The 12317-nt window shown below is 64.7% G+C and carries 14 protein-coding genes and 1 tRNA gene; 7 read left to right on the plus strand and 8 right to left on the minus strand.

Annotation, left to right across the window (positions count from 1 at the left end; all coding sequences use genetic code 11):
* Window positions 1–228 precede the first annotated feature (228 nt).
* Window positions 229–315 (minus strand) — tRNA-Leu (locus ACTS2Z_RS05655).
* A gap of 165 nt (window positions 316–480) precedes the next feature.
* On the opposite strand from ACTS2Z_RS05655, the gene ACTS2Z_RS05660 reads away from it, so the two are divergent.
* From ACTS2Z_RS05660 to ACTS2Z_RS05680, 5 genes are all read left to right on the plus strand, one after another.
* Window positions 481–1212, plus strand: coding sequence for an exopolysaccharide biosynthesis protein (locus ACTS2Z_RS05660; protein ID WP_442572248.1), 732 nt, complete (start codon window positions 481–483; stop codon window positions 1210–1212).
* A 56-nt stretch (window positions 1213–1268) separates the two neighbouring features.
* The gene (locus ACTS2Z_RS05665) at window positions 1269–1814 is read left to right on the plus strand and encodes a disulfide bond formation protein B (RefSeq protein WP_442572249.1); all 546 of its coding nucleotides are present in this window, start codon (window positions 1269–1271) and stop codon (window positions 1812–1814) included.
* Complete coding sequence (locus tag ACTS2Z_RS05670) at window positions 1814–2368, plus strand: demethoxyubiquinone hydroxylase family protein (RefSeq protein WP_442572250.1); 555 nt, start codon at window positions 1814–1816, stop codon at window positions 2366–2368. Before ACTS2Z_RS05665 ends, ACTS2Z_RS05670 begins: the two co-directional genes overlap by 1 nt.
* Window positions 2369–2503: 135 nt before the next feature.
* Window positions 2504–3202, plus strand: a complete 699-nt coding sequence (locus ACTS2Z_RS05675; protein ID WP_442572251.1) for a pirin family protein — start codon at window positions 2504–2506, stop codon at window positions 3200–3202.
* 130 nt (window positions 3203–3332) lie between these two features.
* Complete coding sequence (locus tag ACTS2Z_RS05680) at window positions 3333–3542, plus strand: hypothetical protein (protein ID WP_442572252.1); 210 nt, start codon at window positions 3333–3335, stop codon at window positions 3540–3542.
* A gap of 18 nt (window positions 3543–3560) precedes the next feature.
* On the opposite strand, the gene queE is transcribed toward ACTS2Z_RS05680, so the two are convergent.
* Both queE and queC read right to left on the minus strand, forming a co-directional pair.
* Window positions 3561–4190 (minus strand): 7-carboxy-7-deazaguanine synthase, encoded by a 630-nt coding sequence (gene queE / locus ACTS2Z_RS05685; protein ID WP_442572253.1) that lies wholly within the window; start codon window positions 4188–4190, stop codon window positions 3561–3563.
* Window positions 4187–4915, minus strand: a complete 729-nt coding sequence (queC, locus tag ACTS2Z_RS05690; protein WP_442572254.1) for a 7-cyano-7-deazaguanine synthase QueC — start codon at window positions 4913–4915, stop codon at window positions 4187–4189. The genes queE and queC overlap by 4 nt, the downstream gene beginning before the upstream one ends.
* Before the next feature lie 103 nt (window positions 4916–5018).
* Here queC and cutA point away from each other — a divergent pair, with 103 nt between their 5' ends.
* A complete protein-coding gene (gene cutA / locus ACTS2Z_RS05695) occupies window positions 5019–5327 on the plus strand; it encodes a divalent-cation tolerance protein CutA (RefSeq protein WP_442572255.1) in 309 nt (102 codons plus the stop codon).
* On the opposite strand, the gene ACTS2Z_RS05700 is transcribed toward cutA, so the two are convergent.
* Window positions 5324–7162, minus strand: a complete 1839-nt coding sequence (locus ACTS2Z_RS05700; protein ID WP_442572256.1) for an ATP-binding protein — start codon at window positions 7160–7162, stop codon at window positions 5324–5326. The two genes, cutA and ACTS2Z_RS05700, sit on opposite strands and share 4 nt — an antisense overlap.
* 119 nt (window positions 7163–7281) lie before the next feature.
* On the opposite strand from ACTS2Z_RS05700, the gene ACTS2Z_RS05705 reads away from it, so the two are divergent.
* The gene (locus ACTS2Z_RS05705; RefSeq protein WP_442572257.1) at window positions 7282–7854 is read left to right on the plus strand and encodes a DUF3299 domain-containing protein; all 573 of its coding nucleotides are present in this window, start codon (window positions 7282–7284) and stop codon (window positions 7852–7854) included.
* On the opposite strand, the gene ACTS2Z_RS05710 is transcribed toward ACTS2Z_RS05705, so the two are convergent.
* The 4 genes from ACTS2Z_RS05710 to ACTS2Z_RS05725 all read right to left on the minus strand — a co-directional run.
* A complete protein-coding gene (locus ACTS2Z_RS05710) occupies window positions 7851–9776 on the minus strand; it encodes a TonB-dependent receptor plug domain-containing protein (protein ID WP_442572258.1) in 1926 nt (641 codons plus the stop codon). The genes ACTS2Z_RS05705 and ACTS2Z_RS05710 overlap by 4 nt on opposite strands.
* A 22-nt stretch (window positions 9777–9798) precedes the next feature.
* On the minus strand, window positions 9799–10554 hold the full coding sequence (locus ACTS2Z_RS05715; RefSeq protein WP_442572259.1) for an ABC transporter ATP-binding protein: 756 nt from the start codon (window positions 10552–10554) through the stop codon (window positions 9799–9801).
* Window positions 10551–11534: a FecCD family ABC transporter permease gene (locus ACTS2Z_RS05720; RefSeq protein WP_442572260.1), complete on the minus strand. Its 984-nt coding sequence runs from the start codon at window positions 11532–11534 to the stop codon at window positions 10551–10553. Before ACTS2Z_RS05720 ends, ACTS2Z_RS05715 begins: the two co-directional genes overlap by 4 nt.
* The coding region (locus ACTS2Z_RS05725; protein WP_442572261.1) for an ABC transporter substrate-binding protein at window positions 11531–12317 on the minus strand (787 nt) is incomplete at its 5' end. The genes ACTS2Z_RS05720 and ACTS2Z_RS05725, both read right to left, overlap by 4 nt.

The raw sequence follows: 12317 nt of genomic DNA on the forward strand, positions 1-12317 counted from the left end.
GCGGGCGGGCTTTGCCCTGACAGGCTGCTTTGCAGCCTGAGAGCGCGACCGCGCGGAGGTTTTTAGTGATGCTCCGCACATCCGTGCGTCGCGCCTCGCAAAGGCTCGGGCGGCCTTTGGCCTTTCGGCGCGCAGCGCCGCTAGCGCGACCGCGCGCCCGCAGCGAAGCGAGGATAGCCAAGGCGGCGGATGCCGCCGCCGGCGCTTGAGGCCAGAAAGGAAGAAAATTGGTACGGGCGGCCGGAATCGAACCGGCAAGGCCTTGCGGCCGGCGGATTTTGAGTCCGCTGCGTCTACCAATTCCGCCACGCCCGCAGCTTGGGTAGCCCAGCGGTTTAATAGGCGAGGCATGACGCCGCGTCGAGAGGGATTGGACAGGGCGAGCCGTGCCAGCCGCCGCGCTGGACGGGGCCTGCGCCACATGCCAAACACGGGGCCCGTCAGCATCCGACCCCCCGCGAGAATTGAAGGCCCTTCATCATGGATGACACCACACGCGCGGCGGGCATGGTCTCCCGCCTTGAAAGCATCGCGGCGCAGGCTCCGGCAGACGGGCTGACGCTTGGCGAGCTGACGCAGGAACTGGGTGATCAGGCCTTCGGCGTCGTCCTGTTCGTTCTCGCCGTGCCAGTCTGCATGCCTTTCCTCTACGGCGTGCCGCAAATCGTCGCCCTGCCCATGCTGGCAATCAGCGCACAACTGGCCCTCGGGCGGGAAGCACTCTGGCTGCCGTCCGGTCTTGCCAGCCGCCGCCTGTCGAAAGCCGACCTGGAAAAGACCGCCGCCGGAGCCCGCAAATGGTTCGGCTGGATCGAGGCCTTTGCAGCACCGCGCCTCGCCTTCCTGTCCGGCGATACCGCGCACCGCATTGCCGGGGTGATGTTCTGCCTGTTCTGCCTGTCGATACTGGTGCCCCTGCCCCTGACCAATACCACGCCGGGCATTGCGCTGGCACTGGCGGCACTGGGCCTCATCAATCGTGACGGGCTCCTCGTTTTGGGCGGTATCCTTCTCGGCACGGTGTGGATCGTGATCCTATATGGCGGGATCATCGTGCTCGGCCCGGCCTTTATCGGCATTCTGGTCGACGCCTTGCGCGCGATCCTGCGCGAAGGCTTCTGGGCGCTCGCCATTACCGGGCTTGTGGGCCTTGCCTGTATTGCCGCACTGGTGATCTGGCGGGTCCGTCGGCAGAAGCGCCAGACCCGCTAGGCGCTGCGGCAGTTCACCCACTCGCCCGGCGCTTTCAATCGGCCTAGAGTGGCCGCATGAACCGTCTTGATGCCCTGCCTGCGCCCGTGCGCATCGCACTCCAGCCGCGCAACTGGCCGCTGGTTGCCGCGCTGGTTTCCCTCGCCCTTCTCGCGGGTGCCTTTGCGTTTGAACATATCGGCGGATTGCAGCCCTGCCCGATGTGCCTGACGCAGCGCTGGGCACATGCGGCGCTCGCCGCCGGTGGCCTCACCGTCTTTCTGGCACAGCGTGCCATCCGCCTGCCTGCCCTGTCGGCGGTAATGGGCGTCGCGCTCGTGGGTGTGCTCAGCCTTGTCAGCCTCTGGCATGCCGCTCATCACGTTCTGGTGGAGTACAATATCCTCGATCTGCCGCCGTCCTGCTCGGGCGTGACCTCAGGTCCCGTCAGCCTGGAGCAGATGGAAGCGCTGTTCGATACCGCGCGCACCGTCCCGCAATGCAATGAGGTCGTATGGTCCTTTCTCGGCGTGTCCATGGCGGGCTGGAACGCCTTGATCTCGCTGACGTTGGCGGCCATTTCCGCATTCATCCTGATCCATGCACTGAGGAGGCCCCGCTAATGGCTATCCGCCGCCCCGGCCCGGCCCGCAATGCCGACGCCATCGCCCGCATGATCCGTATCGATCACGCCGGGGAGTATGGCGCGGTCCAGATCTATCGCGGCCAGCGCGCCGTATTCGGCCGCCTGCCGTCAAAGACCCGCATCGCCCGCCAGCTCGAACACATGGAAGCTGACGAACAGGACCATCTGGATGCCTTTGACCGCTATATCGCAGAGCGCGGCGTCCGCCCCACCCTGCTGAGTCCCGCCTGGCGTCTTGCCGGCTTTGGCCTGGGCGTCGCCACCGCCCTGATGGGCGAGAAGGCAGCCCATGCCTGCACCGAGGCCGTGGAGAGCGTCATCGAGAACCATTACGGCGAACAGGTTCAGGAACTCCAGGCCATGGGCGAGACAGAGCTGGCCGCAGACTTTGCGCGCTATCAGGAAGAAGAAACCGCCCACAAGGACCTCGCCGTGGAGGAAGGTGCCCATTCCGCGCCCGGCTATCCGCTGCTCTCCGCACTCATCAAGACCGGCTGCCGGATTGCCATCAAGGTGACCGAACGCATCTAGCGCGCCTCGCAACAATCCGCCGCTTTATTTCCATTTGCGCAACACTGAACGGCAAGTTGCAGCCATTACGGTAGAAAGCCGCCTGACCTATCTTCCGGCTCGACACAGTTTTGAGCTTCAAGAAGGAGGTCAGCCATGATCGTGAAGCGCGAATTTTCAAGCCTTGGCGGCTTTTCCAACACCTGGCTCAACGCCAGGCACCATTTCAGCTTCGGCCAGTATTACGACCCGTCCCGCATGGGCTGGGGCAATATCCGGGTCTGGAATGATGACGCCATCCGGGCCGGGACGGGCTTTGACCCGCATCCCCACTCCGAGATGGAAATCATCACCTATGTACGCGATGGCGCGATCACGCACATGGACAGCCTTGGCAATCAGGGCCGCACCGTCGCAGGCGACGTGCAGGTGATGAGCGCCGGCTCCGGCATCCGCCACGCCGAGTACAATCGCGAGGACGAGACAACCCGTATCTTCCAGATATGGATACTGCCCGACCAGCGCGGCGGCGAACCCTACTGGAACGCACGGGCCTTCCCCAAGGATGACCGCGCAGGCGAGCTGGTCGTGCTGGCCTCGGGCCGGGACGGCGACACCGATGCCCTGCCCATCCGCGCTGACGCCCGCGTGCTTGGCGCGACCGTCAAGGCCGGCGAGAGCATCCGCTACACGCTCGACGCCGGGCGGCATGCCTATCTTGTCCCGGCAACAGGCAAGATCGAGGTCAATGGCGTGGCGCTCGATGCCCGCGACGGCGCAGCCATCAAGGACGAGGCCGAACTGACCATCACCGCGATCGAGGAATCCGAGATCGTCATGGTGGACAGCAAGTAGCAGGCTGAACGCCCCTCGCCAGTCCCGCCGCAGGCGGGACTGGCGGGGCGGCACCCCCATGCATTACACAATACTTCGCTAACCATACCGTGGCAGGGTGCGGCACCGTTCAGAGACAGCAGGAGCCGTCATGCGCCCGAACCTCACGCCCCGCCTCTTGGCTCTTGTTGCAGCCTCAAGCCTTCTCATGCTGCCCGGATGCCTCGCAGCTGCCGCCACCGGCGCCATAGTCGGCACGACGGTGGGCGTTGCCGGCAATGTTGCGGAAGGCGCCGTCGATGTGGTGACTACCAGCGACGAGGAAGAGGAACGCAACCGGCGACGTCGCGAACGCGACTGAAGCGTCTACGCAAAATCCCTAATCCACGCCGATCCATTTATGGGTCTGTAGCGACAGGCTCCATTGCGGATGGGCGAGGCAGTATTCAAATGCCGCCTTCGCGTTTTCCATCTGCTTCGCCCCGTCCATGGGCTGCAGGCGGAAGCTCAGGAAATCCAGGCCTGAAAACGCTTCCGGCATGGCATCGGCCTGCGGATAGACGAGCTTCAGCTCGTGACCGGAGCGCTGCTTCAGCGGCGCGGTCGATTTTGGACTGACACAGATCCAGTCAATACCCGGCGGCGCCTGAACCGTCCCATTGGTCTCCACCGCAATGTCGAAGCCTTCCGCTTTCAGCGCCTCGATTGCGGCCTTATCCAGCTGAAGCAGCGGTTCACCGCCCGTGCAGACAACCAGCGGACGCCCGCCGCCCGGCCAGAAGGATTTCACATGGGCTGCCAGCGCGCCCGCGTCTGGAAACTTTCCGCCACCCGGCCCGTTCGTGCCGACAAAATCGGTATCGCAGAACCGGCACACGGCCTTTTCCCGGTCCCGTTCCAGCCCGCTCCACAGATTGCAGCCCGCAAAGCGCAGGAAGACCGCGACGCGCCCGGCCTGGCCGCCCTCACCCTGCACCGTCAGGAAGGTTTCCTTGACCGAATAGGTCATGCCGCTGCCCATTCCTTCCAGCCTGCTGCGCGCAGCTCACACGCCGGGCAGGTACCGCAACCATAACCCCAGTCATGGCGGTGCTGCCTGTCACCCAGATAGCAGGTATGGGAATCTTCCACGATCACATCGACAAGCGCCTGCCCGCCCAGCTGATCTGCCAGAACCCAGGTCTGCGCCTTGGTCAGGAACATCAGGGGCGTGTCGATGCTGACCGGCATGTCGAGGCCGAGAGAGAGCGCCCGCTCCTGCGCCAGCAACGTCTCTTCGCGGCAATCAGGATAGCCGGAATAATCGGTCTGGCACATGCCACCGACCAGAACGTCGAGGCCCCGCCGCCATGCATGGGCCGCCGCCATCACCAGAAAGACGAGATTGCGGCCGGGTACGAAGCTCGTCGGAAGGCCGCTCTGCCCCATCTCAATGGCCCGCTCGCGCGTCAGCGCGCTTTCGGCAAGCTGGCCATACCCGCTGATATCGACCAGCACGTCGTCTCCGAGTATTGCGCCCCATTCCGGTTTCAGCGCTGACATCGACTGGCGAAGCTGCACCCGCGCCTCGAGTTCGACGCGGTGGCGCTGGCCATAGTCAAAGCCGATTGTTTCCACACGGGGATAATGGGCCAGCGCATGGGCAAGGCAGACAGCCGAATCCTGCCCGCCCGAAAACAGGACAAGTGCCCCCTTGGCGTCTCCGGGTGCGGCTTTGATCGGCAGGCTGGCCATGGTCTATGCTCTCCTCTGACCTGCTATATCCGGGCAGAGGCGCAAAATCGCAAGTGAGGCGGCCATGACGACGCATACAGACCCGCCTTCGAGCAGCGTTGTAATGCTGTATACGACCTGGCCTGACAGGGAAGCGGCACAAAAGGCAGCGCACACCTTGCTGGATGAGGGCTTCATCGCCTGCGCGAACATCCTGCCGGCAGGACATTCCGTGTTCCGCTGGGACGGCGAGGTGCGCGAGGAGGCCGAGACCATCGCCCTTTTCAAGACGTCGCTGGCCCGCGCGGGCCAGGCACGCGACCGGCTGGCAGACCTCCACCCGTATGACGAACCCTGCATCCTCGCCTTGCCGGCAGAGACATCGCTCAGCGCAGCAGGCTTTGTCCGCTGGGTTGCGGGCGAAACCGCCTAGGCCGTACGGCGCAGGTACGCGATAGCCGAGGGATCTTCCACCAGCGCCTCTTCGAGAGCCTGCAGAAGCGGCTCGGACGTCACCGGCGCACGCACCAGCACTTCACTGCCCGCACGCTGAACCGGAATCTGCAGGCCTGCCGCGAGACGCACGATCGGCGTCAGAGAGGCGGTGGAGGCCAGCATGCGAACATCCTGCACCGCGTCTTCCGGTTCGACGCTGCCAAGGTTGAGGCCGAGAATGATCGCGTCATAGGCCGAGGCTCCAAGACCCTCGAGCATCTCGCTGACATCCGGCGCGCAGCTGACCACGCAGTTGAAAGATTTCAGATAGCCCAGCAGCACCGCCCGGCGGGCCGGATCGGCCTCACACACGAGCATGCGCAAGCGGCGATTGGCAAAGGCAAGGCGTTCGTCGCCTGACCGGCCCGGACGGCTGGCGGCACGCACCGGAACCTCGAACCAGAAGACCGAACCCGGATCAGCAGGCTCATAGCCGACCTCGCCGCCCATCATTCCGGCAATACGCTTTGCCAGATGCAGTGACAGGCCGGTGCCGCCCCCGGGGCCCGGACGGGCCGCTTCCTCGGCGAACACATCAAACAGGCGGGCACGATACATTTCACGCACCCCGCGCCCGGTATCACTGACCGTCACGCGAAGACGGCTGGTTCCGTCATTGCCCGCTTCCTTCAGGGTGCAGGCAACGCTCACTTCGCCGCTTTCGGTGTAGCGCACGGCATTGGCGACAAAGATTTCGGCCATCTGCGCGAGGCGGTCCTGGTCGCCACGGACGTTGAGCTGACCGTCAATCGCAAAGTCGAGCTTGAAATCGAGGCCGCGCGGCGAAGCACACCGGGTGCCGAAGCGCTCCAGGCGCTCACGCAGACGCTCGGCCGGGAAGTCATCCAGGCGCAATTCGAAATTGCCGGCCTCGATGCGCGAAACATCCATGATCTCGGAGACGAGACCCGCCAACGTGTCACCCGACTGGGAAATCTGCTTCACCATCCGCTGGGCATCTGCCGGCAGCGCGGCGTCCTGAAGCATCTGCGTCATCGCCAGAATGGAGTTCAACGGCGCACCGAGCTCATGGCTCATATTGGCCAGCATGGCCGCCTTGTTGCGCGCGGCGGTTTCAGCGCTGCCAGCTGCAGCTTCGTGACGTTCCGCCAGACGGGCCAGCGCCTCTCGCTGGGCCTCGGCCTCGTTGCGCGCCTCTTCAAGATTGGCATTGGCCTCGACAGTCTCAACCAGGCTCTTGCGATAGGTTGAGGCAAGGCGCGTGGTCACGACGAAGAAAAGCAGGGCCATGCCCGCAAGGACAAACCCCGTTACGGACGCGAAGGACGCATACCAGAGCGCAGCCAGTGACAGGCAAGGCACGTTATAGGCAAGAACCACGCGCGGCTCGGCCGCAGAGGTCATGGCAGCGCCGGCGGACATGCCCGAGATCATCACCGCGACCGCGAGCACCGCGCCCATCGAGGCATCGGCTGGCAGGAGGAACCCTGCGCCGCCCCAGAGAGCCCCGACAAAGGCGGTGCACACCATGTAGCCCGCCATCTCGCCGGGCGTCGGCACCTCGCCTGACTTGCGCGCACGGTTGATGGACATCAGGCGCAAAAGCGCGGCTGCAATCATCGCAGTCAGCCAGACACTGAGCACTGGCAGGGAAACGGATGTGTAGAGCATGGCGCCTGTTGCCAGCGCGCCGATGATATTCATCGGCACCGCCTGCTTGGCACTGCTCGTAATCAGCAGGCGTGCAGCTTCCCGCACACGCTGCGCTGTCTGTTGCTCGCGCGCGATTGCGCGTGCTTCAGCAAACCCCATATCACACCCTCCAGCCGCTTTTTTCTGCGGTTCTGAAGCGACTATGCGTCACATGCCGTTAAAACGGGGTGTGCGGCCCGTTAACCTCGCAGCCAGACTTCCTGATGGAGCGTTAGTTCATGCGTCAGTTCCTGCCCCTATCGCTGATCGCCGCCTTCGGTCTGGCATCGTGCTCGCCCGAGCCCGCCGGAACCGGCACCGAGCTGGCAGCACAGATCGAAGGCGATCTCTACGTCGACCCTGACGCACCGGCAGAATTGCTGAACTGGCGTGATCTCTTGCCTGATGGCGAACTGGACATGCTCCTGGCACTGGAGGAAGGGCGCGCGCCGCCTACCTTGATGAGCCAGTTCCAGTCCCGCCGGGACGAACAGATCGGCACGTTCAACGTGGTGGAAGAGCTTGACGGGCTGATCGTGCGGATGCCGGGCTACATCCTGCCGCTCGACTATGCCGAGCGCGGGCAGGCAAGCGAGTTCCTCTTCCTGCCCTATCACGGCGCCTGCATTCACTACCCCCCGCCACCGCCCAACCAGATCATCTATCTGCGATCGGCCGAACCGGTCAGCTTTTCCGAACTCTGGGAACCTGTCTGGGTCGAGGGGCGCATGGAAATCCAGCGCGTGAACACCGATCTTGCCGATGCCGCCTACGCGATGGCCGTGCGGTCCGTGCGCCCCTATGACGGCTAGTAGCTGACCCGGACGCCCGCCATCACCATGCGCGGCGCCCCGGCAAAGGCCGCTGGCTGCTCGTAGACAGTATCAAAGGCGTTTGTAACGGTGACATAGGCGCTGGCGGACATATTGATCCGCCAGATGCCCGACAGGCTGACAAGGTCATAGCCCTCGACCGGTGCGTTTCCGCTGACGAAAAATCCACCATCGTCGTAGGTCACGTCGCGCCGGCTGCCCGTACGCTGGTACCGCGCTGACACGCTGAGCTGATCAACCGGTCGCCAGACCAGCCCCGCCGACCAGGCGTGACGCGGGCGGCGCAGAAGCGGTGCGCCAGTGACGGCATTGGTGGCTTCCACATAGGCATAGTCGACATCCGCTTGCAGCGTGGAAGTGAGATCGACGCTCAACGCAAATTCAACACCGGACAGGTCGGCACGGCCGACATTCCGGTTGGTCCCCGTGAAAGTGGTAAAGTCGAACACATTCTCGATGAGGTTTTCGATTTCGGTATCGAAATAGCTCAAGGAGACGGTGAGATCGCGCTCATCGGAAACCGCAACGCTCGCCCGGGTCCCGATCTCCCAGCTTGTCGCCGTTTCCGGTTGAAGGTCCGGGTTGGGCGTGGTGAAAGCCGAACTTGCAAAGCGCTCCGAGAGCGTCGGCGCCTTGAAGGCCGTTCCATAGCGGGCAAACAGTTGCGCCGGGCTTGACAGCACAGACCACACCGCGCCAACCGACCAGGTGGTTTCGGTACCGAAACCCTCAAAATCGTCGACACGCACCGAACCGGAGAGATCAAGGCTCTCGCCCGCACGGGCCTGCACATTCACATAGCCGCCGGCATGGGTCTCGGCCCGCGAAAGCGGGTTTTCAAACGCCGTGTCCGTGGTGATGGAATCGCGTTCGGTCTGAAGACCGAAGGCGATGACCGGTGAAAGGGCCTCCAAGCCCTGCGGCTGCCAGACATTGAGCCATTCGGCGAAACGGCGGCGGCCTGCATAAGTGTCGGTCACGGCGCCGCCATCACGGCTTTCCCGGTCATGGCGCACCTCGCCGAGGCGCACATCCGAGGTGAGCCGGCCATCAGCGCGGGCCCAGCCCAGCCCAGCCCGCCAGAGGGTCTGGTCATTGCGGAAAAGCTCCAGCCCTTGCGCGTCAGCACGCTGTGAGAAGCCGGGACCGCCGGAAAACGTATCAAACGCGCTCGAAGACTCGCGATGGCGCAGCACGCCCGAAAGCGAGAAGCCGCCGCCCAGCGCATACCGCGCCGTCGCGGTAAAGGTGGTGATCTCGCCGCCATCGCGTTCATTGCCCGCAAGCACCATCCGCGACGGCGTTACGTTGAAACCATCGCTTTCCTGGTGCTCGGCGCTGAAGCCGTATTCCAGAGCGCCGTGCGTGCCCGATGCGCCCGCCAGCAGGCGCAGCGTGTTGAACGACCCCGCCGACAGGTCAAGATAGGGCGCAAAGCCGGTTTCTGCGCCCTGCCGCGGAATGAGGTTGATTACCCCGCCAATGGCATCAGAGCCGTAGAGCGCTGAAAGCGGCCCCCGCGCGATCTCGACCCGATCGAGTGCGCCCAGCGTATCCTGACCGGCATCGAACTGCCCCGCAGGCGTTGAAGCATCATTCACCCGGATTCCGTCGAAGAGAACGAGCGTGTGCTTGGCATTGGCGCCCCGCATGAAGACCGAGGTTGCCGCGCCAATACCGCCAGACTGGACAGTCGAAACGCCCGGATAGCGGGCCAGTGCGCTCGCAAGCTCTGTAAGGCCTTCGATCTCGATTGTCTCACGGGTGAGCGTATCGACCCGGGCAGGCAGACGCTCCGCTTCGACAGGAACCCGCGTGCCGGTAACAACGACGACGTCGGAAATCTCGTTGCCTTCGTGAGCAATGGCGGCAGCCAGAGCAATAAGACTTATGGAAATCATTATTCTGTATCCTTTTGTGAGATCAGATCGGAGCAAAGCCGCCATCGGCGGCACGCTTTACGGCGAAAACAGAGGCGAGAATGTCAGGCGAGAGGGCGGTTTCGGGCCGACCGTCCGCCACGATGCGGCCAGCATCGAGCACCACCACACGGTCCGCTTGACGCCGGGCCATGGCGAGATCGTGCAGGGCGAGCACCACGCCGCAGCCCCTGGCGGTTTCGGCGCGAAGAACCTCCATCACGTCGAGCTGGTGACGCGGATCGAGCGCGTTCAGCGGCTCATCCAGAAGGAGCAGTGGCGCCTCGGCAGCCAGGATGCGTGCCAGATGCAGGCGAGCCTTCTCGCCGCCTGACAGACGATCCAGTGGCCGGTGTGCAAAGGCGCTGGCCACGCAGCGATCTATCGCGGCATCGACAAGTGCGCGCGCTGTCTCAGGCAGCTGGTCGTAGGCCAGCCCCTCGCGCGCAAAGCGGCCCAGAGCGGCGATGTCTACCCCGCGCAGCGACCAGGCCGAGCTGCGCTCTTGCGCCAGCCACGCCATGGCGCGGGCCCGCTCGATGGCGGAAAGGCCGGACATCTCCCTTCCGGAAAGGGCAACAGAGCCTTCGCGCGCTTCGAGAATACCGGCGGCGAGCTTCAAAAGGGTCGACTTTCCCGCCCCGTTGGGACCCACAAGACAGACCAGCTCGCCCGCGCCGACAGCGAGGTTCAGCCCGCGCAACACCGGATCGGCATCATGTCCCGCACTGGCATTGCGGATCTCGAGAAGTGCGCTCATTGCCCCATCCCCCGCGTCCGCGCGGCAATCCAGATGAAGACCGGCGCACCAACAAGAGCGGCAGCAACCCCGAGCTTCATCTCAATCGCGAAGGGCAAGACCCTGACGAAGGTGTCGGCCAGCACCAGCATGCTTCCCGCCAGCAGCGCCGACGGGACCAGCAGGGCGGCGGGATCGTGACGCACCAGCGGGCGGACAAGATGCGGTGCGACGATGCCGACAAAGCCGATAATCCCGGCGACTGCGACGCTCGCCCCGGTCAGGAGGGCGCTGCCGGTAATGACCAGCAGCCGCACACGGGCCACATCCGCGCCGATGGCACGCGCCCCGTCCTCGCCAAGGGTCAGGGCGCGAAGCCCCCTCGCGGCCAACAGCACCAGCACGCAGCCGGCGATCCAGAAAGGAAGGGCAAAGCCGAGATCGGCAAACGAACGGTTGGCCACCGAGCCCAGAAGCCAGTTGACCAGATCGGAGAGCGAAAACGGGTTTGGCGCGAGGTTCATCAGGAGCGCCATCAGCGATCCCGCAAGGCTGGAAAGGCCAACGCCGACAAGCACCAGCCGCGTTGTCGAGACCGAACTCGCGCCGAGCACATATAGCAACGCCGTCACGCCCAGCGCCATCACGATGGCAAGGCCCGGCAAGGCCCAGACACTCAAGGCGGCAAGATTGAAATAGACGGCGATGACCGCGCCCAGGGCCGAGGCACCGGAAACGCCCAGCACGCCGGGATCGGCCAGCGGATTGCGTAACAGGCCCTGCAACCCGGCCCCTGCCAGTCCCAGGGCTGCGCCCACGCCAAAAGCGGCAAGAATGCGCGGCAGCCGGATTTCCAGCACCAGTACGCGGGCAAGCTCTCCGGCTTCTCCGGACGCGTGGAGGAGCCAGAGATCACCCAAACCGCCATCGGCGCACAGCGCCAGCGTGACCGCAAAAAGCGCAAACCCTGCAAACGCGAGTTGGGTCTTTATGAGTGTCATGGCTGAGCCCCGGACACCGCAACCGGCAAATGGCGGCGCGCGAATGCGCCAAGGCGCACGGCCTCCTCGCCGGCCAGCCAGGTCGGGCACGCCACGATCCCGGTTTCCAGCGCGAAGACGGGCCGCGTATCCAGCGCCCGGCGCATGACCGGATGGCGGCTGACGCTCCACCGGTCGACACGGTCGGTATCGCTGTTGATGAAACCGGTGACGAGCAGGTCTGGCGTCTGGGTTGCGACCGCTTCCAGCGGCAGGCTGATCCAGCCGCTCGCCTCGCCAGCTCTATTGCCAAGCCCCGCCGCCTCAATGAGGGCGTGCACGAAGGTGCCCTGCCCACCGGTCACGCCGCCGGGTGTCACGTAGAGGGCCGAGCGAGTTTGATGGCGCGGCGCGCGGGCGAGGGCGGCATCCATTCGCGCGACAGAGGCTTCCGCGCGCTGGGCAGCGCCGAGCGCCTCGCCTGCCCGCAAGGTTTCGCGGCGGATATCGTCAAAACTGGAAACCGGCCCGATCTGGTGAACGCCACTTCCCATCCGCTCCAGCATCGCGAGGAGCCGCGGATCACCGCCCCAGCTGCGCACGACGAGGTCAGGGCGCTGGCCGAGCACATCACTTGCGCGCGGACGGACCTGGAGTAGCCCTTCAGCGAAGGCTGCATGGGAGGAATAATCGTTTCGGGCTTCCATCGAGACGGCTGCAATCTGCCCGCGCTCCGCAAGCCCCAGAACATACTGGTCAGCGCAGTAGTCCAGCGACACGACGCGCAACGGCCGCGCCTGAGCC

The organism is Glycocaulis sp., assembly GCF_052168375.1.
Lineage (GTDB): Bacteria > Pseudomonadota > Alphaproteobacteria > Caulobacterales > Maricaulaceae > Glycocaulis.